Origin of the sequence: Chryseobacterium endalhagicum, assembly GCF_016745235.1 — a bacterium.
In the GTDB taxonomy this organism is placed as follows: domain Bacteria; phylum Bacteroidota; class Bacteroidia; order Flavobacteriales; family Weeksellaceae; genus Chryseobacterium; species Chryseobacterium endalhagicum.
Genome location: NZ_JAELVM010000002.1, coordinates 318883 through 342288 on the forward strand (window position 1 = coordinate 318883; position 23406 = coordinate 342288).

Below are 23406 nucleotides of genomic sequence, written 5' to 3' on the forward strand. Positions count from 1 at the left end.
GAGTCCCGAAGGGACGATTGAACAAAGGATAGGATAAAATCCTGTCAATGGATAAAAAGGAAAAAAATCAAATCGACATAAAATGGAAAATCAAGAGTATTCAGTAGGTCTGGACATCGGGACAACGAAAATTGTCGCGATTGTCGGAAGGAGGAATGCACACGGGAAAATAGAAGTTCTCGGGGTTGGAAAGGCCAAAAGTCTTGGAGTTCATAAAGGAATTGTGAATAATATTTCACAGACTATTAATTCAATCAAGGCAGCCGTTTCCGAAGCACAATCCAGCGCAGGAGTTCCCATCCGTAAAGTTACGGTAGGTATTGCAGGAAAGCACATCCGCTCTCTGCAGCATTCCGACTATATCATGCGTGAGCATCCGGACAAGTTCATTACAGATGATGACATCGAAGCACTGAAAGATCAGGTAAAAAAGCTGGTTATGCTTCCTGGAGAAGAAATTATCCATGTCCTTCCACAGGAATATAAGGTAGATTCCGAGGGCGAAATTCAGGAGCCGGTAGGAATGCATGGAAAACGTTTGGAAGCCAATTTCCACGTGGTGGTAGGACAGATGGGCAGCATCAGAAACATCGCAAGATGTGTAAGAGAAGCAGGCCTTGAAATGGAAGCCCTTACCCTGGAACCTTTGGCCTCTTCAGAAGCTGTGCTTACAAAAGAAGAAAAAGAAGCCGGAGTGGCTATTGTAGATATCGGTGGCGGTACTACGGATATTGCCATCTTCAAAGACAACATCATCCGTCATACCTGCGTAATTCCTTACGGAGGCGGTATCATTACGGAAGATATCAAAGAAGGCTGTTCCATCATAGAAAAACATGCAGAACAACTGAAGGTAAAATTCGGTTCTGCGGTTCCTGAACTGGAAAAAGACAGCACATTTGTTACCATTCCCGGCCTTCACGGAAGACCGGATAAAGAGATTTCCCTTAAAACCCTGGCGCAGATCATTAATGCCAGAGTAGAAGAAATCCTGGAAATGGTGAATACAGAATTAAAAGCTTACGGAGCATTCGAGCAGAAGAAAAAACTCATCGCAGGAATTGTTCTTACGGGAGGTGGATCCAACTTGAAACATCTTCGCCAGCTGGCCAACTATACAACAGGTTTTGACAGCAGAATTGGTTTTGCCAACGAATATATCGCCAACGATAAAAACCAGTATCTGAAAGGCCCGGAATTTGCTACTTCAATCGGTTTATTAATGGAGAGTTTAAAGATCCGTGACAAGAAGCAGGGTGCCGAAGCAGACGAGGTTGTTGAAGAACAGCCTGCCAAAACAGAAGCTCCTGTTACACAGACAGAAACAGCCCAAACCATTCAGGCCGCGGCTGTAGTTCAGGAACAAACCGTTGTAAATGAGCAGCAGGAAAACAGAAGAGCGAAGCTCACTTTTGGGCAGTCGCTTATGGAAAAAGTTAAAAAATTCTTTGAAGAAGTAGAATAAAGTTATAAATGATAGAAGATTATTGATAATTGATAAATAAAAAGCTTATTGCCCAACGCCAGTTATCACTCATCAATTATCATTCGTCATTCATCAATTATAAAAAGCATAGTTATGGAAAATATAGGTACACAAGGATTTTCATTTGATTTGCCAAAAGGAAATTCATCCATTATAAAAGTAATCGGTGTAGGAGGTGGTGGAAACAACGCCCTTAAACACATGTACGAGAAAGGGATTTACGGAGTAGACTTCGTAGTCTGCAATACAGATGCCCAAACGCTGGATAATAACCCGGTTGCCAACAAAGTACAGCTTGGTACTACCATCACAGAAGGTCTTGGTGCCGGTGCCGATCCTGAAGTGGGGGAAAAATCTGCTGTTGAAAGCATCGAGGAGATCAAAGCATCTATGGGCCAGAATACCAAAATGGTGTTCATCACTGCCGGAATGGGTGGTGGTACAGGTACCGGAGCAGCTCCTGTGATCGCTAAGGTAGCCAAAGATATGGGAATTCTTACCGTAGGGATCGTTACCGTTCCTTTCAGTTTTGAAGGTAAAAGAAGACTTGAACAGGCCGAAATTGGTCTTGAAAAGCTAAGAAATAATGTGGATTCACTTATTGTGATCAACAATGATAAACTGAGACAGCAGTTCGGAAACCTTGGATTCAAACAAGGCTTCTCAAAAGCCGATGAAGTTTTAACCAATGCCGCGAAAGGAATGGCAGAAGTTATTACCGGTTACTTCGATGTAAACATTGACTTTAGAGATGCCAAATCTGTACTTCAGAACTCCGGTACTGCCCTGATGTCTACAGGAATTGCTTCCGGGGAAAATAAGGCCGAAGAAGCCGTTAAAAAAGCACTGGATTCTCCATTGTTGAACGACAATAAGATTACAGGAGCTAAAAACGTACTTCTACTGATCAGAAGTGGTGCTGAAGAAGTAACCATGGACGAGATCGGGGTGATTATGGACCACATCCAGAAAGAAGCAGGAAATACGGCCGATATTATTTTCGGGGTAGGTGCTGATGAGGAATTGGGAGATTCTGTAAGCGTTCTTGTTATCGCTACAGGTTTTTCAAATGACAGCAAAAGATTCGCAGGTCCTACAGAGAAGATCAGAATCAGTCTTAATGACAGTCTGGAAGCTCCAAAAACATCGCCTTTTAAAACAAGAGAAGAAAGAGAAACTACTCCTGAAACCAATCGTGATTTCGGAGGAAAACATACCTTCAGACTGGATGATGAGGACAGTGATGTGCCACAGTTCGGGATGAAGTCTTCTGAAAAAAAAATGATTATTGAAGAAGAAGAAATCAGGACGGATATAAAATTCTTTGATAAAGAGGAAGATACACAGAACAACAGCCCGGTGAATAAATGGAGAAACGAAGAAGAGCCTCAGGAAGAGTCTTACAGCTTATTCTCTTATGATGATGAAGCAGAAGATCCGAATGACCTGGAAATCGAATCTTTTAAATTTGATTTTGATGCTAAAAAAGATGATGCTCCTTCTACTCCTTCATCAGGTGGTTTCTCAGATCAAAAACCTGTTGAATTCAGTTTCTTTGTAAACAATCAGCCTTCTTCCAACGAACCGAAAACAGATTTCGGACAGCCAAAAGCAGAATTCACAGCTCCGGCAAGCGCGGTAACTGAAATCCCTGTTCAGGCTCCTGAAACCATCTTTCAGACCAGACAGGAAGAACCGAAAGCGGAAACAAAACCTGCTTTCGAAGAAAAAGTAGAAATTGAAACGCCAAAACCTGCAGAATCTGAATTCACGTTTGTGAATAAAGCAGTAGATCAGGACAGAATTCTGGAGCGAAGAAATAAATTAAAAGAATTCAATTCCCGCTATCAGAGTTTCGACAGCACCAGCGAATTCGAATCTGTACCGGCTTTCAAAAGAAAGAACATCGCTATAGACGGAACCAATGCTTCAGACCAGAATATCAACACCTATCTGTCTGACAACAACGGATCTATGCAGGTGAGAGAGAACAGATTTTTAAATAAAGACGTAGACTAAATAATGTGATGATGAGTTGATTGGATGATGCGATAATTCATCGTCAAATCAACCCGTCAGCATATCATCAAATTACCAAAAACCATGAGTTTAGAAAATATCATCAGCGAAGCTATTAAAACAGCAATGAGAGAGAAAGACAGAGTTGCTCTGGACTCTCTGAGAGCTGTAAAAGCTCAGATTTTAAATCTACACACTGAAGCGAGAGGAGTTGAAGTTTCTCCGGAGCAGGAGATTGCCATTCTGCAGAGAATGATCAAGCAGCGTAAAGATTCCTTCGAACAGTTTTCTGCACAGGGAAGAAATGACCTTGCAGAAGTGGAAGAAGCCCAGATGAAAGTGATTGAGAAGTTTTTACCTCAACAGCTGACTCCTGAGGAACTGGAAGCAGAAATCAGGAATATTATTTCACAAACCGGAGCTGAGTCTGCCAAAGACTTAGGGAAGGTGATGGGAGCCGCTTCAAAAGCATTAGCAGGAAAGTCTGACGGAAAAAGTATTTCCGAGATGGCTAAGAAGCTCCTTTCATAAACGCGTTTTTGCGTTCCGGGTTCCGGGTTTTTTACTGAATGTTTTAAAGCTTGTATCCCGTAACACGCATCCCGCAACACACCAGGATATCCAACCTTTGCATATCGATTTGATTAAAGAAGCCCGGAACAGATTTGTTCCGGGCTTCATTTTTTTGGATATTCATAATTATTAATTCAGTTCATCGTGGTTCAAAACTGAATACGTTTCTCACGTAACCCCTGAAAATCAGGTTGTGTTAAATAATTTGAGTGCTCGAGGGAAAGCAGTAAATGTTTTTTTCATGGTCGTTGGTTTTCAGAATCATTTCAAATTTAATAAATTATTCTCATTATTCATAGTTTTATTTCATTTTATTTCGAATATTATTGAAATATTAATATTGCATTAATTTTATCTGACTAAACGATTGATAGTTTTTATATATTGAAGAAAAGCTCAGAAATGTTTAACTTTGTAGTGATAAAAAACAAAATATATGTACCCAACAGATTTGGTAATGCCTATGAAGGCAGAACTTACAGATAAAGGTTTCGAAGATTTAACATCTCCAGCACAGGTAGAAGAGGCTCTAAAGCAGCCGGGAACTACCCTGTTGGTTATTAATTCAGTTTGCGGATGTGCAGCAGGTGCAGCAAGACCTGGCGTAGTATATTCTTTAACCGGAGAAAAGAAACCTGATCATTTAACGACAGTTTTTGCAGGATTTGATACAGAAGCGGTAGCAGAAGCAAGAAAACACCTAGCTCCATTCCCTCCAAGCTCTCCATGTGTAGCGCTTTTCAAGGATGGTGAACTGGTTCACATGCTGGAAAGACACCACATTGAAGGAAACCCTGCAGGTGCTATTGCAGCTAATCTTCAGGCTGCTTTTGATGAGTATTGCTAAGAAATAATAATTTCAGATACAGAACCGTTACATAATATGTAGCGGTTTTTTTATTTTACACGATAAAAATTCTCTGAAAATCCAAATATTATTATATTTGTTGGAATGGCAACAAAGGCACTTTTCAATACTGTCGTCAACTGGTTTATCCGTCAAAGGATAGATCAGATTCAGAATTTCATGGATCATCCTATTGAAACTCAGAAAGGTATACTTTTCTCTCAACTGTTTCATGCAGAAGACACCGAATACGGCAAAACGTACGGCTTCAATTCTATTTCCAGCTATCAGGACTTTAAAAACAAGGTTCCGATCGTTACCTACGAAGATTTTGAGCCTTATATCGAAAAAGCAAGACAGGGGCATAAAGATGTAAGCTGGCCGGGGTATATCAAGCATTTTGCAAAATCCTCCGGAACCACCAATGCCAAAAGCAAATTTATTCCTATTTCCGCGGAAAGCCTGGAATACTGCCATATGAAGGCCGGAAAGGATATGGTTTCCATTTACGCCAATAATCATCCCGAAAATCAGCTGTTCACCAATAAAAACCTGCGTCTGGGCGGAAGCTCGGAACTTCACGCGGATTTCAACACCAAATTTGGAGATCTTTCTGCTATTCTGATCGATAATCTTCCTTTCTGGGTAGAGATCACCACAACGCCCAGTAAAAAGGTTTCCCTGATGTCTGAATGGGAAAGCAAGCTTAAAGCCATCACTTCAGAAGTAAAAAATGAAGACGTAGGAAGTATTCTCGGGGTACCGAGCTGGATGATGGTTCTTCTTCAGCGTGTTTTAAAAGAAACCGACACTCGAAGTATTTCCGAGCTGTGGCCGAATTTAGAGGTGTTTTTTCACGGTGGAATCAGTTTCAAGCCATACAAGGACCAATACAGGCAGATCATCGGAAAAAAGATCAATTACTACGAAATTTACAATGCTTCCGAGGGCTTCTTCGGAATACAGGACAGGCCGGACAGTGATGAAATGCTGCTGATGCTGGATTACGGGATTTTTTATGAATTCATCCCGATGGATCAGTTTCATTTTTCCAATCCGAAAGTAGTCAGTCTCGAAGATGTAGAAATAGGGAAAAACTACGCCATGGTTATCACAACGAATGGCGGATTATGGAGATATTTGATCGGAGATACCGTTATATTTACCTCCATCAATCCTTTCAGAATAAAAATTACAGGAAGAACCAAGCATTACATCAATGCATTCGGGGAAGAGCTGATGATCACCAACGTGGAATCTGCTTTATCCAAAGCCTGCGAGCTTACCGGAGCAAGCATTACCGACTTTACGGGAGCGCCGGTCTTTATGAAAGAAAACGAAAGCGGCGCCCACGAATGGATCTTCGAATTCAGCCAATATCCGGATGATCTGGAACGTTTTACCGATGCTTTTGATCTTCATTTAAAAACGATCAATTCCGATTATGAAGCCAAAAGATACAACAACCTGACGCTGAAAAGGCCTATCATCCATATTGCAAAACCGGATCTCTTCTATCATTGGCTGGAATCCAAAGGAAAGCTGGGCGGCCAGAACAAAGTCCCGAGACTGAGTAATGACCGGGAATATATAGACCCACTGCTGGAACTTAACAGATAATAACATAGGAAAGGAAGCCTGATGCAAGAAGATGGAAGTTATAAAGGTCTAAAAAACCAATATTTAGGTACTTTATTTAATATTAAAGACAATTTCTCCCTAATCCCTAAATCCTACTCCTAGCCCCTAAAAACATTACATAAAAAAACGCAGTCAAAATTCCGACTGCGTTTTCTGTATATGTAGTATTTCACTATTTCTTTAAATCCTCCTTCAGCTTTTTCGCGCCTTCTTCAACTTTGGCAGCTCCTTTTGCGGCAGCATCTTTTACATCCTGACCTACTTCTTTTGCCCCGGCTTTGATATCTTTTCCGGCTTTATTAAGATCTTCTTTCGTCTTCTGGGCAGCTTCGTCTATTTTGTTTCCTGCTGCATCTACTTTAGCTTTTACATCTTCCTTCGCCTTATCTATTTTAGCGGTATCCACATGAGGCGTTGTTTCAGAAACGGTAGTCGTGGTGGTCGTTACAGATCCGTCAGTTCCTTCAACCTGTTCTGTTTTAGTGGTAGATTTTGTGCATGATACAGCAAATAGTGCTACGGCAGCTGCTGCTAAGATTTGTTTTTTCATATTTTATATTTTTTTTAATGTTTTTTAATGTGAATGGGTTCTATTCCGTTTTAGCTCCGGTTGCAGGCGGACTGTCAGCCGTTTTTTGTTTCTTCTCTGCATCCGTCTTCTTTTTTTCTTCTTCCAGCTTCTTTTTATTTTCCTTTTCCAGCTCTTCTTTCAGTTTCTGCTCTTCCTTCTGAAGTCTTTCTGCTTCTTTTACAGAATCCTGGTATTTCTGGGAAGACATCCTGATCTGGCGGACAATATCTATAGAAGTTGCTCCCGCTGAAAATGAATCTACAGCCGCGGTATCATAGTGAACTTTCACTTCCTGATCCGCTGCAAAACCGGGTGTTTCTTTCTTTGAACAAGCCGACAGCAACAGCAGTAAAACAAAAACCGCAGAGAGTAAATTTTTCATGGAACTAATTTAGCAGAAATTCCGCAATTACAGGATAGTGATCCGATAATTTTACAGAATGATCTACCTTATAGCTTAAAGGAATAATGGATTTTGAACTAAAGATATAATCTATCCTCAAAGGGACTTTATAATCATGAAAGCTCGTAGAAGCCCCGTTTCCTACTGTCAGGAAAGCATCCTGAAGGTCTTTGCCCAGATTATAATATTCATAGGAATTGGGAACGGAATTAAAATCACCGGCCAGTATCACAGGATACGGTGAAAAATCTATCACTTTTCTGATTTTCTTGATCTGGTCCTCATGCGCTTTAAAGGTAGGCGTCATATGGGAGAGAAGGGTTGCAATCTTTCCGCCTTCTTTGGCGATTCCATCAAATTTAAGCATAGATTTATGCAGTCTGAAAGGTTCCAGATATACATTCACCACTCTGATAATTTTCCCGTTGATATCAACATCGGCATAGAAAGAATTTCCTCTTGCCTGGTCTTCAATCAGCGCTTCCTGTCTTAAAATCTTATGTTTTGTTTTGAGAATTACTGAAGGATATTTTACCATATCCTTTCTTATCGCTCTGTTCGTATCTTTTTCCTGAACAAGAATGATATCAGCATCCTGATCCTTGATGTATTTTTTTACTTTTTCCCAGCCAAAATCTCCATATTTTACATTGAAAGTAAGGACTTTAATGTCTCTTATCGTTTTAAAATTTTCTGTTTTAGGAGAAAAATTAACCCATCTTCTGATAGGATTATAAAAAAGAAGAATTCCGGCAGCAAAGGCAAAGGCTATTTTTTTTCTTTGGAAAACCCAGATTAAAGTAAGCAGAACATACACAATAATCAGGTACGGGAAGCCCAGGGAAAGCAGATTAAGGGATCCCAAAAAATTAGGTGGAATCCACGCATTTCCCAATGTGCATAGGAGCAACACGGCTACAACGATATGAACAAATAGCAATAACTGGTTCGGCTTCATGAAAAAACAGTCTAGGGTACGCTATTCTTTTCATCAAAAATCCTACCAACAAGTAATCCTTTAACTAATTTTATGATTATTAATTATTTAACGAAAAAGTTCCGATCACCGGATAATGGTCTGAACGCTTTATCGTTCGGTCTACTTTATACGTCACCGGCTGTATTGTTTTTGAAGTAAAAATATAGTCGATTCTGATCGGGAATTTGTAGTCGTGGAAGCTGGTCCCGCTCCCTTTCCCTGCTTTTACAAAAGCATCCTGAAGTCCTTCAGACAGATGATAATATTCGTAAGAATTGGGTACGGAATTCAGGTCTCCCATCACAATGACGGGATAGGGAGAATTTTCAATTCCTTCCTTTATACTTTTTACCTGATCCTGGTGTTTTTTAAAGACAGGGATCAGTCTTTTTACAATATTTTTCAGCTTTTGCTCGTCTTCTTCCTTCACTCCATCTATTCTGATCATTCCTTTTTCAAACTTAAAAGGCTCCAGATAGATATTGATAAAGCGGTATATTTTCCCTTCAATTTCAATATCTGCCTGGGTAGCATAGCCGTTATTAGTCTCATAATCACTTTTGATGAGCTCTTTGGAGTCTATAATTTTATGCTTTGAAAAGACTTTGAGGATTCCGCTCTTGTCAACGACATTCATCCCTTTGACAGAAACTTTGCTACCTGCTTCCTGCAGCATGATTACATCAGCATTGGAAGCATTCAGATATTTTTCAATATCGGAAGCCCCTAAAGAACCAGCTTTGATATTAAAGGAAATCACTTTCAGATCCGCTGTTTCCTTTTTCCCGGGAGAAAAATTCACCCACCGCTGTACAGGATTCATAAAAATGAGCCCGATCAGCATAAACACAAAAGTTCTTTTTTTCCAGCTGAAAAGCCAGAAAAGTGTAAAAATGCAATATATAATAATGAGGACAGGAAAACCTAAGGAAAGCAGATTGAACCACGGAAATATTTTAGGCGGTACATAAGCATTCAGTAAAGTGCCCAGCAAAAGGAACAAAACGCCCAGATGCAGGATTAATATGACAAGACGGACAACTTTCACAGAAATTTCTAATTGAATCTATACAGATGTTTTTTCCATATCCTAGCAAGAATCCAGCCAACCAGTGCGCCTCCAACGTGAGCCAGGTGGGCAATACCGCCTCCGTTTCCGGAAACACCCAGATATACAGAGACTACAATCACGACAGGCATCAGATATTTTACCTTTATTGGAATGGGAATAAACATCATCATAATTTTTGAATCAGGATAAAGCGTAGCAAAAGCAGCAACAACCCCGAAAATAGCTCCGGAAGCACCAACCATAGGCGTAGCTACAATCCCTTTAAAGCTCTCCAGCAGCTCTTTCTGTTTGATAATGGATTCTGTATTTCCACTGAAGCTTACATTGGCTCCTGATAAATAAGCATTAACATTGAAGCCTAACTGCTGTAATTCACTGGTAATCTGCTGAGCCTCAACAAAATTCCATAAATTAAACAGAAAAAAAGCGCCTAATCCACTCAGAAAATAAAGGATCAGATATTTTTTATCTCCCAGTGTCTGTTCCAGAATAGGTCCGAAACTATACAGAGTCAGCATATTAAACAAAATGTGCATAATGCTCCCATGCATGAACATATGGGTAATGATCTGCCATGAATGGAAAAACGGGGAGAAAGGATAGAATCCGGCCAGGTAGCCGATGACCTGGTTTCCAAGAAAATAAGTCCCAACGAATACGATCACATTTATGATGATAATATTCCTGGTGATAGGCGGTATATTGTTAAACATTTTTAAAATTTGTTTTTAAAATCATTAAACGGAACTTCATAAAAGCATCTTTTGCCATCCGGTAAAAATTCCGGGAAGCCTAAGGCTGTAAAATCTTTGATCATCTGTTCCGCATCTTTTTTATAGATAAAATCAAAACGGGATTTCGACTGCATTTTGTTCCACTGGTTGAGATAGAACTGCATAAATTCTTCTTCCGTTTTATATTCCAGGATCTCAAAAAGGTTCTCCAGGAACTTCATGGCCTGGGTTTCTTTCAGTCCTTCAGGAAGTGCATCTATTCTCAGCACGCTTTCATGTGCAATTTTCATGTCAAACCCGAGTTCCGGAAGAAATTTTTTAAAAGAATTGTATTTGTTCTTCTCAATTTCGTTCATGTGGTACTCCAGCGAAAACAGCAGGGCATGGCTGTTTGGGTTGGTATTGGTGTTCGCTTTCTTTGATGTTTTATTGTTTTCAGAAACTACTAATCTGTGCATTCTTCCCAAATCCAGCATTAGAGTCACATCTCCTTTATTGAACAGCCAATATCCGTTGGGTAACCTCATCAGGTCTTCATCAAAATCCTCATCTTCAAATAAATTGATCTTTGACGGTTCTGCGGTAATATTCTGGTGGTACATTTCCGTGAGATTCTGAATCTCTTCCGGACGTACGTTTCTTTCTTCTATGAATGGATTATAGTCTTTGTCTACAATGATTTCCGGCATTTTGATCACACCTCCTCCACTGCCGTTGCTTTTACTTGGAAATGGCTTATTCATCATCGCATCCAGGTCCGGATCTTTGTCAAAATCAAGGCTTGGAGAAACGTTGTAAATTCCCAGAGATCTTTTAATGGTAGAACGGAGAAGGGCAAAGATAAGATGCTCATCTTCAAATTTCACTTCTGTTTTCTGCGGATGGATATTCACATCTATTTTTTCCGGATCCAGTTCCAGGAAAAGGAAAAATGTAGGCACATAACCCGGCAGAAGCAGTCCTTCAAAAGCTTCCTGAACCGCTTTATTAAAATACGGGCTTCTGAAATATCTTCCGTTGACGAAAAGAAACTGCTCGCCTCTCGATTTTTTTGCGCCTTCAGGTTTTGCCACAAATCCGTGAAGCCTGCACCAGATAATATCTTCTTTGATCGGGATAAGCTGTGGCTGCAGTTTACGTCCGAATACATCCACAATACGCTGCATCTGACTTCCTTTTCTCAGCCTGAAAACAGCTTCATCATCATGAAACAAGGAAAATTCCAGGTTTTCATGGGCTAATGCAACCCGTTGGAATTCATCAATGACATGTCTGAATTCAACGTTATTGTTTTTAAGGAATTTTCTTCTGGCCGGAACATTATAAAACAGGTTCTTCACCAGGAAATTGGAGCCGTCTGCCGTTTGAATCGGGTCCTGAAACTGAAATACACCGCCTTCAATATAGATATTTGTTCCAATCTTAGCATCATTCTGCTTTGTTCTCAGTTCAACCTGGGAAACTGCAGCGATAGAAGCCAGTGCTTCCCCTCTGAATCCTTTGGTTGCAATCTTAAAGATATCTTCCGTCCCTCTGATTTTTGACGTAGCATGTCTTTCAAACGCCATTCTGGCATCCGTCTCAGACATTCCCTTACCGTCGTCCACCACCTGGATCAGGTTTTTTCCGGCATCCCTGATGATCAATTCTATCTTGGATGCACCGGCATCAATAGCATTTTCCAAAAGTTCCTTCACAATGGACGCAGGTCTCTGCACCACTTCTCCTGCCGCTATTTGGTTGGCTACATGATCCGGTAAAAGCTGAATAATATCTGACATAAAACGTATAATCAACTTACAAAAATAGTCAATGGAAACGGGAATTAAAACAATAAAACCGTGAATTAAAATTTAATTATCAACATTTTAATCACAATCTGATACCTCACCCTGTTTTTAAGCTACAGGGCAATTTTAACTGACAATATTTTTAAACACAAATTTCACAAATGAATTCACGGATAACACGAATCTAATATGCAAAAAAAATCTGTGAAATTTGCGTGATCTGCGGGAGACTTTAACGCAAAGTTCATGTTCGAATCTTTTTACTTTAAGGAAAGCAAAGAATGGCGGCTACACCGCTGATTAAGCTCATGGATAGAACGAACGCTTCATCGAATCAATTAAAATTGATTCTTTCCTTTGCCTCTTAAAATACAAAAACATGATATATAAACTTTGCGTTAAATAAAAGGTTCTAAAAAACAGCTTGCTTAAAATTCCTGATTTAATTAAAAAACAACACCCTTTTTCTACCATCGAAAAAGGGTGTTTCACAGCTAGTTTACACAAAAATAATACTGATATTTATTTTATTTCTTTCCCGCTTATTCATCAAAGACAAACGTTCGTTTTTCTTTTCTTTTTGGAATTCCATGCACCTTATCATACAGGTACGCCAGTAAATTCGGCTTTTTATAGATTCTGCTGTGACGGTATCTGGTATTAAAGTGTCTGATATGAATTTTATAGGCATCATACCCAATCACCACCAGCAAACAGAAACTGATCACGTAAAATACTCTGAATTCAAGATAATAATACGTAAGCCCTGAGAATACTGCTCCTAAAACATAGGCTGCCATAATACTCATCAGCAGTTTTGCTCTTGCAATCAATTCCCCGTTCTTTCTGTATTTCTTCTGGGTAAACATGGAAAACAGAATTCCAAGGTCGGTAGTGGTACCCGTAAGGTGGGTGGTTTTTACCGAGAAATTGGAGATACTTGCCGTAAGTCCGTTCTGAAGCCCGGTTGCAAAAAGCATCAGTGCTACCAGATATTCCGTTTCTTCCAGTGTTTTCTGATAATAAAACTGGCCATATATTCCTACGAACAACAGACAGATGATCTCCAGCACAATGGGCATGGAGTGGGCAAAATACTTACTCCTTTTATTAAAATTGATGACGATGAAGTTGGATACAAAGCTTCCGAAGAAGAACAGGAAGATCCACGCTCCCACTACGGCTACCTGCGTCCAGTTTCCTTTACTGATTTCAGCGGCAAGGATCGCATAATGCCCTGTCACGTTTGATGTAAAAGAGAGGAATATCAACAGAGAGGCAATATTTATAGTACCTGCAGTAAATGCAGTCAGCGTCCCCAATCTGATATTGTCTCCCAACGTTCGGCTGTTACTATAATTTCTTAACATTTTTTTATTCTTTTAATAGGTGTTTTTATTTATTCTCAGACCTCAACAAAGATCTCAGCCAGTCTTCCTCTTTCCGGAAGTCTCTCAACGATTTCCACTTTAATTTCCTGAACCTGAAGTTCTTTGCATTTCTTAATGTAAGGCGCAATATCAAATTTTCCTTTGCCCTTACTTTTAATAGCCGGAGAATAGTAAGCTTCCTCAATATTCGCTGCTTTCACATAATTGTTGAATGTTCTCTGAAAGCTTCCTGTGAAAATATCGCAGACGATTTTATTAACCAGATGCGGATATTTATTTTTGATGATTCCATACGCATCACAGAACTCCTGCGGTCTTATTTTATTGAAAATTGTGCTTTTTGTATTGAACAGGAGGTCTCTGATGGAATCTCCGGCTTCATATCCTGAAACCAAAAGAATGTTATACTGATTCTGGTCTTCCGATGCTTCTTTCTCTTTCAGTACTTTTTTTAATATATTCAGTGACTCCAGAGAATAATCCGTTGCGATTAAGATTGTTTTGGTCATATCTTTTAGATTTAGGTTTGTGTTATCTTATTTTGATGATACAAAACTAAAGCGGCAAGATTAGAAGCCTTTTGGAATGGAATTAAAATGTGATTAAAGAGATTAGAATGAGATTAGAATATTGTTAATGCCCGTTAACATATAGAGACTTCAGATGTCAGATATCAGACATGAGACTTTTAGGTTGGGATTATAAGTAAGAAAGTGAAGGGTGAATTTTGCTTCGCAAGTGAAGGGTGAATTTAGTTATAAGAAACAAGAGCCAAGAATCAAGATGCCAGACGTCAGATATCAGATATCAGACATCAGACATGAGACTTTTAGTGTAAGATTGGGAGTAAGAAAGTGAAGGGTGAATTTTGGGATATGAAATTTCAGACGCAAGACATCAGATTTCAGCGTAAGCCTAAGATTGAGAATGGTCAATGGTCAATTTTGCTTCGCAAGTCAATGGTGAAAAGCTTCGACCTCTAAGACCCACGTTACATAACTCATAACTCATCATTTATAACTCATAACCTCCCGAAACTCTCAAGCCCTAAAACACTCAAACTCTCAAACTCTCAAACCCCACCTTAACTTTCCGGCATCGTACTATAGAAGTTCGGGAAACGCATCTGTACCGTGGTTCCCTGGTTTTCGTAGGAACTTACGATCAGTTCGCCCTGGTGCATTCTTACGATGTTTCTGGCCAGCGGAAGTCCTATTCCGTAGCCTTCGTAGTTTTTGGTATTGGAAGCCCTGAAGAAGGGATCATAGATTTTGTTCATTTCTTCCTCAGGAATCCCGATTCCGAAATCTTTTACAATGATATAAACATCCGTATCGGTGGCGCCCAGGGACACTTTTACCTGCTGGAAATTAGAATATTTACAGCCGTTATTGATGATATTGGCTACCGCGAGATGCAGTAACTGTTCGTTGCCCTGTACTTTTAATTTTTTAGGATTATCCGGAAGCATACTGATATCCAGATAGATATTATTACGGGAATCTATTTTCCTTAGCGTTTCAATGACATCCCAGAGCAGCTGATCGATTCTTACCTTATCCATTTTCTGGATTTTACCATCGAAACCGGTCTGAGCGATCATCAACAAAGCTTTGATCTTTTTATCCAGTTTCTCCGCTTCATCCAAGATGATTTCCAGCGTATCTTTATATTCATCTGCGGTTCTCGTGATCGAAAGGGCCACGTCAGCTTCGCCCATAATGGAAGTGAGAGGCGTTCTCAGCTCATGCGAAACATTCCCGATCAGATGGTTTTGGGTTTCAAATGAGGTTTCAATACGGTTCAGCATTCCATTGAATGTATCTACCAGCTCATTTAATTCTTTATTATCCGGCTGTGGCTCCAGTCTCAGGTGAAGGTTTTCAGAGCTGATCTCTTTTACCTTACCCGTGATTTTTAAGATCGGTTTGAATAAAGTTTTAGACAGATAAAAAGAAAAGATCATACTGAAAAACAGTGAAAGCACAATACAGGTGACCAGCGTTCTCTTTAAAAATCCGAGATAGTAGATCACATAATGATTCTTCGCGGAAGCAATGGCGATATAGTCTTTATGATCATATCTGAAGGTCTGCCCGATATAATAGAATTCTTTATCATTATAATTGGCCTCCCCTTTTTTAACGATACTTTTGAAAAAATAATCCGGAATGTGAACTTCCTGCGAAATTTTCCTGAAATTGGAATCTGCAGGAACCGCAAAAACATAATCCCTTTCCATGGGAAGCTCCTCGTCATTCAGGCTGTTGAGGATATAGTTCTCGGGAAGATCCAGATGGTCCTTGCTTTTTTCAATCTGAACAATGGTGGCTGTACGGATTTTAAGCAGCTCATAAAACCTCTGATGCGAAAAGTTGACAATCGAAAAGTAAACCAATCCGCTGAACAGCAGAATGATGACCGTAAACACCAGCATTAAAAGCACCATGGTTTTAGTCTGGTTTGTGACAACTTTATTAAACATCCGTTAAGGTTTTTTCATTACATAACCCATTCCTATAACGGTATGGATCAGCTTATTATCATCCTGACTATCCAGTTTTTTCCGTAAATAATTTACATACACATCCACTACATTGGTTCCAAGTTCATAGTTTACTCCCCAGACTGCATCCAGAATTTCTGCCCTGGAAATTACTTTTTCGGGATTGTTCAGGAAATACAGCAGAAGTTTATATTCGGTAGAAGTCAGTGTAATATCTTCTCCGGCGCGGGTGACTTTTTTTGTATAGTCGTTAAGGATCAGGTCGGAAAACTGAAACACATATTCATTATCCGGCTCCGGCTCAACAATTTCCTGGGGACCGTTTCCATTGCTTCTTCTCAAAAGGGATTTTACCCGGGCTACCAGTTCAATGAATTTAAAAGGCTTCACCAGATAATCATCGCCCCCGCTTTCCAGTCCCAGCACAATATTTTCAGAAGTTCCCAGAGCCGTTAAAAAAAGGATCGGAACATGCTGGTTGGTTTTCCTGATTTCTTTACAGACATCCAGCCCGTTCATTTCCGGCAGCATAATATCCAGAACCACCAGGTCAAAATCATTGGCCTGTACCAGCTGTACCCCTGTACGCCCGTCAAAAGCTACGGAAATTTCGTACCCGCTTTCCTGAAGCCCTTTCTTTATAAAAGAGACAACGCTGGTTTCGTCTTCAATGAGGATAATCTTTTTCATATGAGGAATGAGGAATTTCACAAAAATAAGGGAAAAGGGTGAAAGGGCAAAATGAGAGGTGACTATTGAGAGGAAAGAGTCTCTCCTTCCCAATAACAATTTTCAGTGAATTGATTCCCTACCCTGCATAAGCTATATAGAATAATACTAACTTTGCTTTTCATATATTTAATGAAGAAATAATTTAGGTTAAATTGGAAACACTATGAATGATTTTTTAATAGGTATCGGTAAAAGACTGAAAGATATCAGGAAAAAGAATAATTTAACCATTAATGAACTGGCTTCCAAAGCGAATGTAAGCAACGGTCTTGTATCCAGGATCGAGAACGGAAGAACCATTCCTTCACTTCCGGTACTGCTTGATATGATTCAGTCTCTGGAAATTGATGCCAGCTATTTTTTTGAAGGGGTTGAGAAGAAATCCAGCGCCAAATTCATTTATCTTCCCAAAGACAGCCAGCAGGTTATAGAAAAAGAAGTGGAAGCTGAAGGGTTTAAATATATGCATATTTTCAGCAAAAGTCTTCATTCTTTAGGTTTCGAAGCAGTTTTGCTTACACTGGAGCCCAATTCCAAAAGGGAAAAAGTGATCACCGATGCCTGGGAGTTCAAATATATTCTGAAAGGAGAAGTAAAATACATCATCGATAATGAGGAAATCATTTTAAAAGAAGGAGATTCTCTTTATTTCAACGGAAAGTTTCCGCATGTTCCGGTAAGCATCAGCGATGAAAGCTGTGTTATGCTCGTGCTTTATTTTTATACTGCATAGTTTCTGGATTACTATACAACTCTCTTTATAATACTGTATATTTTTCAAACGCAAAGATTTATTTAAAAAGCTTTCTACTTCAAGCTGAGCAAAGAATTATGGCTGTGCCATTGATGAAGCAGACGTTTTTTTGCACACGCTTCATCGAATCAATCGAAGATTGATTTTTATCTTTGCAGAACTCAAAATATGCGGTATTATGATAAAATCTTTGCGTTAATAAAAACAGAGAAACTTTCCACATCTAAAATTCATATTTTCATCCCTAATTCCTTTACCTAATTCTTCATTTTCTTCTCTAGCTTGATTCTATTCAGATCAAAATTTTACAAATATGCAACTTTTGCTTTTCCACTTTTTCCTAAAATGAACGGAATATTAACGAAAATAGAGCTTTTTTCTAAAGATTTACAGTCTCTCTATTTTAAAGATATATCACCAAAAAAAGCCGAAAGAACGAAGTAAGCCTCTGTTTTGCAACAATTTTTACAGGTTTTGTTTAATGTCTTTTCAGGTAAAATAAGCGTAACAAACAGGGGGTATTTGTTAAACAATACTTAATACAAAATATTTATATATATTAAAATTATTAGCTTGATTTGCATAAAAAATTTAATATATGTAAAAATGAAAACAAAATTAGAGAAATTACTTACCCTTGCTTTTGTCTGTTTCACAATTTTTGTTTCAGCGCAGAAGCAGTTAATTATAGGAACTGTTTTTGACGACAGCCAGCCTCTTCCCGGCGCGTCCGTTAAAATAAAAAGTTTATCAAAAAATACAGCCACGGATATCGATGGAAAGTTTGCCATCAATGATATCAAAGAAGGCCATTACAGCCTGCAGGTCAGCTACATTGGTTATGAAACCACAGATATTGAAGTAGATGTAAAACCCGGAGAAACCATTGATCTGGGTGCTGTAAAATTATCCCAGCAGAGAAAAAATATAGACGAAGTTGTGGTTACCGGAACTTTGAAAAATACGGAAGCACGGGCTTTAAACCTACAGAAAAATGCGGTGAATATCACCAATGTCATCGCCTCGGACGGAATCGGAAAGCTTCCGGACAGGAATGCCGCAGAAACGGTTCAGCGGGTTCAGGGTGTTTCTATTGAAAGAGACCAGGGCGAAGGAAGATTCGTTTCTTTAAGAGGACTTCCGCCATTCTGGGCATCCACGACCATCAACGGAAACAGGCTTCCTACCGCAGAGGAAGAAACCACTTCCAGAGCGACAGCCTTTGACTTCTTCCCTACCGAACTGATCTCCTATGTTCATGTCAATAAGTCGTTTACTCCTGATATGGAAGCAGACGGAATTGGTGGCGGCGTGAACTTTATCACGAAAACACCCCCGATGAAAACAGAGTTTAAAGCAACTTTGGGAAGCGGTTACAATGCAAAAGCAGACAAAGGCGTTTACAACCTTGGATTGCTTTATGGAGGCCGGACGAAAGATAAAAAATTCGGGTATTTATTTAATGTGGCGCATTTTATAAGAAACTGGTCCACCGATAATTTTGAGGCGAGAAGAAGCGGTGATGAAGGGGTTTTCAGAATGGAACTGCGTGATTATAACGGGGTTAGAAAAACAACTGGTGTAAACGCAGCTTTTGAATACGTCCTTTCTCCAAAAAATACATTTTATTTAAAAGGAATGTACGGAACGCTTTCGGATGATGAAACGCATTATAAACACAGGATCAGATTTGATAAATTCAGTGCGGCTAATAATACAGCGAGAGTAGAGCTTCAGAACATCCATAATCTGCTGATCACTGAGCTTACCTCTATCTCTTTAGGCGGAATCCATACTTTAAATAAAGGAAAAATCGACTGGGATCTATCCTATTATGACAACCGTTTCAAATACGGGAATATTCCGGACAAACAGAACAATTCTTATTATGTGATCAAATACACCCAATCCGGAGTAGGGATCAATCCTGACTATATTTCCAATCATGGGAACGGGCCGAGAGCATACTGGAAAGCAGACGGCGGTAAATTAGACTACAAAAATCCTGATGCCTTATTTGGATTCTACAGCAATCCGGACTTTAAAATGGAAGCTTCCCAGATGAGATTTACAGACCTTGAATTTTACAAAGTCTTTGTGGAGGAAAAGGATAAGATCGTGGCCGCATTCAATCATGAGATCAATGCATCGGATAAACTGACGTTAAAATATGGGTTTAAATACAGAGACAAAGAGCGTAATGCGAGATTCTCTGATATTTTTTACAACTGGAACGGCGGAACGGCTCCCCTTCTGTCTGATTATGCTCCATACATCACCACACAACCCAACGGACCAAAATATTTAAGCGAAATGAACGCTCACATCGGAAACACGTTCGGGCCGGTACTTTCTACCTCAGGAATGGATCAGTTCTGGATTCAGAATCAGGGAAACCTGAAAATTAACCCGGCAGATTCTGAAGCGCTGGAATACAATAAAGCTTTGGGAAGAAACTTTGATGTTTTTGAAAAGCATGCCGATGCGTACGGAATGGGAACCTATAAACTGAATGACAAGATCATTATTTTAGGAGGAATCAGACTATCCAATACGAATACAAAAGTAAGAGGATATAATGTGGCGGACAACGTTCTTACTCCGGTAGAGCATACCAAAAACTATCTGGCCGTGCTTCCGATGTTACATATTAAATATACCTTAAACGATAGAACCAACCTTCGTTTTGCCGCAACCCGTACTTTTTCCAGACCTAATTTCGGGGATCTGACACCGGGCGGAACGTACAGCGAAGCGGATAATGAATTTAAAGGAGGAAATCCAAATCTTAATCCAACCTATTCCTTAAACTTCGACCTGATGGGAGAATATTATTTCTCCAATGTCGGGATCGTAAGCGGCGGGGTTTTCTATAAATCCATCACAGATCCTATTTTCCAGGATTCATTCATCGGAAACTACAATGGAATGACCGGCGTACAGTTTACGGCTCCAAATAACGGAAAAGCGGCATGGCTGGGCGGTGTAGAGCTTGGAATCAACAGAAGATTCGACTTTTTACCAGGATTTCTTCAGTATTTCGGAACACAGCTGAATGCTACGTTCATGACTTCTGAAATGGAAAAACCAAGCGGAAGACAGGTAGCCCTTCCTTATCAGGCCAAGCAGTTGTACAACGTACAGGTTTTCTTTGAGAAAAAAGGGTTCAATGCAAGACTGGCCTACAATTACAAAGGAAAGTACGCGGTAGAATATGCTGAAGATGACATCAATGACTCTTATTACGGAAAATATAGCAGCTTAGATTTCGGGGGATCTTACCAGTTCACGAAACACCTGATGCTGTATGCTGATGTGAACAACATTCTGAACAAACCTTTGATTTATCACTTCGGAAAAAATGAAGACCGTCCTGAGCAGGTGGAATATTACGGAGTACGATGTAATCTGGGTATAAAACTGAACTTTTAAACCATACTCAATGGCAAAAAGCATCAATAAAAAAACAATAGTAACACTGAAGGCCGCCCTGGCTGCTTTCGGTGTTTACTTCTGCATGTATGGATTCCGGAAACCATTTACGGTAGCCTCTTTTGAAAGACTGGCTTATTTCGGGGTTGATTATAAAATACTGATCATTATTGCCCAGGCGGTAGGTTATTTTATTTCAAAATTCATCGGAATTAAATTTATTTCCGAACTGAAACCGGAAAAAAGAATTACTTATCTATTGGCATTCATTGCGGTTGCAGAATTGGCCCTGTTGGGATTTGCAGCAGTTCCCGCTCCTTACAATATCGTTTTCATGTTCATCAACGGGATTCCGCTCGGCATGATCTGGGGCATTGTTTTTTCCTATATTGAAGGGAGAAAAACCACTGAAATCATCGGACTTTTTCTATGCTCAAGCTTTGTGGTTTCCTCGGGGTTTACAAAATCTGCCGGAAAATTTTTAATGGATTATTTTCCGGTTTCGGAATTCTGGATGCCCTTCTGTACGGGATTAATTTTCATCTTTCCTCTGATTATTTTCGCCGTTCTTCTGGAAAAGATTCCCAAACCAACGGAAGAAGATATTCTGCTTAAAAGCAAAAGACAGCCTCTGAACCGGACCGAAAGAAAAGCGTTGATCCGTCAGTTTTTCATCCCGATCGTCTGTATTATTTTTCTTTATATCTGTTTAACGGTTTTAAGGGATTTCAGGGATAATTTTAACCGGGAAATCTGGGATGGTTTGAATTTTACATTTGACAGCTCTATTTTCACACTGACGGAGATTCCTATCGCGGTAATGGTTCTCCTGATCCTGAGTTTCATGGTGAAAGTGAAGAACAACAAAAAAGCTTTTGCGTATTACCATTATATTCTTTTTGGCGGGATACTGACTGTAGGATTCTCCACCTATTTATTTCAGAATGCTTCTTTATCTCCTTTTATGTGGATGGTGATATCCGGTTTTGGAATGTATATCTGCTACATTCCGTTCAATGGAATTTATTTCGACCGGATGATCGCAGCATTTGATATTAAAGGAAATGTAGGCTTCCTTATTTATACCGTAGATTCTTTCGGTTATCTGGGAAGCGTTCTGATCCTGCTTTACAAGAATTTTGGCTCTGCACAGACTTCGTGGCTCAGTTTTTATATTCACCTGAATTATATTATCACGGCCGCCGTTTTTATTCTTTCGGTGACTGCTTTTTTAGCCTTCAGAAAAAAAGGGAAACCGAAATCAAACTCTAATCCATTCATTAATTTCGATACGTCGAAAATCTTATAAATTAAAGTACAATGACAGCAAAATTTGATTTAATCGTTGTGGGAGGTGGTATTTTAGGTACATTTCATGCCTATCATGCCCTTAAGAAAGGTCTTACGGTAGCTTTACTGGAAAGAAATTCGGTTCCTCAGGGTGCAACGGTGAGAAATTTCGGACAGGTAGTGCCTTCCGGAATGGATCTTAAATGGCAGAACTTCGGAAGAGAAAGCCTCGCCATTTACAATGAACTTCATGCCCAGGCAGATCTTACAATAAGAAAAAACGGTTCTGTATATATCGCCTCCAATGATGAGGAAATCCAACTGATAGAGGAACTGTACGAAATCAACAGGAATAATGATTATGAATCTGTTCTGTTATCCAAAAACGACTGTATCAAGAAATTTGACGGGCTCCGTTCGGATTACTGCAAAGGCGGACTCTTTTTTCCGCAGGAACTTTCAGTAGATTCCGCAGATATGATCGTAAAGCTTCATAAGCTGCTGCAGGAAAAGCTGGGACTTCAGATTTTTTACAACACAACCATTATTGAAACCGGAGAAAACGGGCAGAGCTGCAGCGCAGTAAGTGCAGAAGGAACTGAATTTACCGCCTCAAAAATCATCATCTGCGGCGGCCATGAATTCAAAACATTATACCCTAAAGTATTTGATAACAGCGATTTGGAAGTGAGTAAGCTTCAGATGCTGCAGACCAAACCTCAGGGCATTTATTCGCTGCCGGGAAATATCCTGACAGGACTTTCCATCAGGAGGTATGAATCATTCAGTGAATGTGCTTCTTATCAGAAAATCAAAGCATTAGAAGACCCGAAGTCGTTTGAGAAAAAGTTCGGGGTTCATATTTTATTTAAACAGGCGCTTGACGGTTCTATCATCCTGGGAGATTCCCACGAATATGCGGATGCCAGAAATGCAGATGACCTTGGCTACGACCTGAATATGGAAATCGATGAATTTATGATCCACGAAGCAAAGAAAATTATTGACCTTCCTACGTATGAAATTCAGAGAAGATGGTTCGGCGTGTATTCCCAGTGCAAAACAAAAGATATTTTTGAACACAATCCTTCCCCGAATATCCACATTATAACCGGTATCGGAGGAAAGGGAATGACGGGAAGCGGTGGCTTTTCCCAATTTAATATAGATAAAATTTACGCATAAA

At 39.7% G+C, this 23406-nt stretch carries 19 protein-coding genes; 9 read left to right on the forward strand and 10 right to left on the reverse strand.

All coding sequences use genetic code 11. From position 1 onward, the window contains the following. Nucleotides 1-82: 82 nt before the first annotated feature. From ftsA to JET18_RS11730, 5 genes are all read left to right on the forward strand, one after another. Nucleotides 83-1465 (forward strand): cell division protein FtsA, encoded by a 1383-nt coding sequence (ftsA, locus tag JET18_RS11710; protein WP_202091253.1) that lies wholly within the window; start codon nucleotides 83-85, stop codon nucleotides 1463-1465. 114 nt (nucleotides 1466-1579) lie between these two features. Beyond that, on the forward strand, nucleotides 1580-3505 hold the full coding sequence (gene ftsZ, locus JET18_RS11715) for a cell division protein FtsZ (RefSeq protein ID WP_202091255.1): 1926 nt from the start codon (nucleotides 1580-1582) through the stop codon (nucleotides 3503-3505). An 84-nt stretch (nucleotides 3506-3589) separates the two neighbouring features. Beyond that, on the forward strand, nucleotides 3590-4036 hold the full coding sequence (locus JET18_RS11720; protein ID WP_202091257.1) for a GatB/YqeY domain-containing protein: 447 nt from the start codon (nucleotides 3590-3592) through the stop codon (nucleotides 4034-4036). A 478-nt stretch (nucleotides 4037-4514) separates the two neighbouring features. Continuing rightward, complete coding sequence (locus tag JET18_RS11725; RefSeq protein ID WP_048505288.1) at nucleotides 4515-4925, forward strand: BrxA/BrxB family bacilliredoxin; 411 nt, start codon at nucleotides 4515-4517, stop codon at nucleotides 4923-4925. A gap of 105 nt (nucleotides 4926-5030) precedes the next feature. Further along, a complete protein-coding gene (locus JET18_RS11730) occupies nucleotides 5031-6545 on the forward strand; it encodes a GH3 auxin-responsive promoter family protein (protein WP_202091259.1) in 1515 nt (504 codons plus the stop codon). A gap of 193 nt (nucleotides 6546-6738) precedes the next feature. Here the strand turns inward: JET18_RS11730 and JET18_RS11735 are convergent, their stop codons facing one another. The 10 genes from JET18_RS11735 to JET18_RS11780 form a co-directional block, all read right to left on the reverse strand. Next, entirely contained in the window at nucleotides 6739-7116 is a 378-nt protein-coding gene (locus JET18_RS11735) for a hypothetical protein (protein WP_202091261.1), read from the reverse strand. 40 nt (nucleotides 7117-7156) lie between these two features. Beyond that, complete coding sequence (locus JET18_RS11740) at nucleotides 7157-7519, reverse strand: hypothetical protein (protein ID WP_202091262.1); 363 nt, start codon at nucleotides 7517-7519, stop codon at nucleotides 7157-7159. 4 nt (nucleotides 7520-7523) lie between these two features. Then, nucleotides 7524-8498, reverse strand: a complete 975-nt coding sequence (locus tag JET18_RS11745; protein ID WP_202091263.1) for an endonuclease/exonuclease/phosphatase family protein — start codon at nucleotides 8496-8498, stop codon at nucleotides 7524-7526. 79 nt (nucleotides 8499-8577) lie between these two features. Then, nucleotides 8578-9567 (reverse strand): endonuclease/exonuclease/phosphatase family protein, encoded by a 990-nt coding sequence (locus JET18_RS11750; protein WP_202091264.1) that lies wholly within the window; start codon nucleotides 9565-9567, stop codon nucleotides 8578-8580. A gap of 8 nt (nucleotides 9568-9575) precedes the next feature. Beyond that, nucleotides 9576-10304, reverse strand: a complete 729-nt coding sequence (locus JET18_RS11755; RefSeq protein ID WP_202091265.1) for a rhomboid family intramembrane serine protease — start codon at nucleotides 10302-10304, stop codon at nucleotides 9576-9578. Nucleotides 10305-10306: 2 nt separating this feature from the next. Then, nucleotides 10307-12106 carry a DNA mismatch repair endonuclease MutL gene (gene mutL / locus JET18_RS11760; RefSeq protein ID WP_202091266.1) on the reverse strand — a complete coding sequence of 600 codons (1800 nt, stop codon included), beginning with the start codon at nucleotides 12104-12106 and terminating at the stop codon, nucleotides 10307-10309. A gap of 551 nt (nucleotides 12107-12657) precedes the next feature. Continuing rightward, nucleotides 12658-13485 carry a YoaK family protein gene (locus JET18_RS11765; RefSeq protein WP_202091267.1) on the reverse strand — a complete coding sequence of 276 codons (828 nt, stop codon included), beginning with the start codon at nucleotides 13483-13485 and terminating at the stop codon, nucleotides 12658-12660. Nucleotides 13486-13520: 35 nt separating this feature from the next. Beyond that, nucleotides 13521-14015: a hypothetical protein gene (locus JET18_RS11770; RefSeq protein ID WP_202091268.1), complete on the reverse strand. Its 495-nt coding sequence runs from the start codon at nucleotides 14013-14015 to the stop codon at nucleotides 13521-13523. A gap of 575 nt (nucleotides 14016-14590) precedes the next feature. Continuing rightward, entirely contained in the window at nucleotides 14591-15991 is a 1401-nt protein-coding gene (locus tag JET18_RS11775; protein ID WP_202091269.1) for a sensor histidine kinase, read from the reverse strand. 3 nt (nucleotides 15992-15994) lie between these two features. Continuing rightward, nucleotides 15995-16702, reverse strand: a complete 708-nt coding sequence (locus tag JET18_RS11780) for a response regulator transcription factor (protein ID WP_202091270.1) — start codon at nucleotides 16700-16702, stop codon at nucleotides 15995-15997. Between the two features lie 205 nt (nucleotides 16703-16907). Here JET18_RS11780 and JET18_RS11785 point away from each other — a divergent pair, with 205 nt between their 5' ends. From JET18_RS11785 to JET18_RS11800, 4 genes are all read left to right on the forward strand, one after another. After that, nucleotides 16908-17477, forward strand: coding sequence for a helix-turn-helix domain-containing protein (locus JET18_RS11785; protein ID WP_202091271.1), 570 nt, complete (start codon nucleotides 16908-16910; stop codon nucleotides 17475-17477). 627 nt (nucleotides 17478-18104) lie between these two features. Beyond that, entirely contained in the window at nucleotides 18105-20930 is a 2826-nt protein-coding gene (locus JET18_RS11790; RefSeq protein ID WP_202091272.1) for a TonB-dependent receptor, read from the forward strand. A gap of 10 nt (nucleotides 20931-20940) precedes the next feature. Continuing rightward, entirely contained in the window at nucleotides 20941-22239 is a 1299-nt protein-coding gene (locus tag JET18_RS11795; protein ID WP_202091273.1) for a DUF5690 family protein, read from the forward strand. Between the two features lie 11 nt (nucleotides 22240-22250). Next, nucleotides 22251-23405, forward strand: coding sequence for a TIGR03364 family FAD-dependent oxidoreductase (locus JET18_RS11800; protein WP_202091274.1), 1155 nt, complete (start codon nucleotides 22251-22253; stop codon nucleotides 23403-23405). Nucleotide 23406 lies beyond the last annotated feature (1 nt).

Bases quoted from the DNA above. Each gene is read 5' to 3' on its own strand.
- ftsZ (WP_202091255.1), top strand. From the start codon at position 1,580: ATGGAAAATATAGGTACACAAGGATTTTCATTTGATTTGCCAAAAGGA.
- JET18_RS11755 (WP_202091265.1), bottom strand. From the start codon at position 10,304: ATGTTTAACAATATACCGCCTATCACCAGGAATATTATCATCATAAAT.
- JET18_RS11770 (WP_202091268.1), bottom strand. From the start codon at position 14,015: ATGACCAAAACAATCTTAATCGCAACGGATTATTCTCTGGAGTCACTG.
- ftsA (WP_202091253.1), top strand. From the start codon at position 83: ATGGAAAATCAAGAGTATTCAGTAGGTCTGGACATCGGGACAACGAAA.
- JET18_RS11780 (WP_202091270.1), bottom strand. From the start codon at position 16,702: ATGAAAAAGATTATCCTCATTGAAGACGAAACCAGCGTTGTCTCTTTT.
- mutL (WP_202091266.1), bottom strand. From the start codon at position 12,106: ATGTCAGATATTATTCAGCTTTTACCGGATCATGTAGCCAACCAAATA.
- JET18_RS11785 (WP_202091271.1), top strand. From the start codon at position 16,908: ATGAATGATTTTTTAATAGGTATCGGTAAAAGACTGAAAGATATCAGG.
- JET18_RS11730 (WP_202091259.1), top strand. From the start codon at position 5,031: ATGGCAACAAAGGCACTTTTCAATACTGTCGTCAACTGGTTTATCCGT.
- JET18_RS11735 (WP_202091261.1), bottom strand. From the start codon at position 7,116: ATGAAAAAACAAATCTTAGCAGCAGCTGCCGTAGCACTATTTGCTGTA.
- JET18_RS11790 (WP_202091272.1), top strand. From the start codon at position 18,105: ATGAAAACAAAATTAGAGAAATTACTTACCCTTGCTTTTGTCTGTTTC.
- JET18_RS11800 (WP_202091274.1), top strand. From the start codon at position 22,251: ATGACAGCAAAATTTGATTTAATCGTTGTGGGAGGTGGTATTTTAGGT.
- JET18_RS11720 (WP_202091257.1), top strand. From the start codon at position 3,590: ATGAGTTTAGAAAATATCATCAGCGAAGCTATTAAAACAGCAATGAGA.
- JET18_RS11725 (WP_048505288.1), top strand. From the start codon at position 4,515: ATGTACCCAACAGATTTGGTAATGCCTATGAAGGCAGAACTTACAGAT.
- JET18_RS11745 (WP_202091263.1), bottom strand. From the start codon at position 8,498: ATGAAGCCGAACCAGTTATTGCTATTTGTTCATATCGTTGTAGCCGTG.
- JET18_RS11765 (WP_202091267.1), bottom strand. From the start codon at position 13,485: ATGTTAAGAAATTATAGTAACAGCCGAACGTTGGGAGACAATATCAGA.
- JET18_RS11740 (WP_202091262.1), bottom strand. From the start codon at position 7,519: ATGAAAAATTTACTCTCTGCGGTTTTTGTTTTACTGCTGTTGCTGTCG.
- JET18_RS11775 (WP_202091269.1), bottom strand. From the start codon at position 15,991: ATGTTTAATAAAGTTGTCACAAACCAGACTAAAACCATGGTGCTTTTA.
- JET18_RS11795 (WP_202091273.1), top strand. From the start codon at position 20,941: ATGGCAAAAAGCATCAATAAAAAAACAATAGTAACACTGAAGGCCGCC.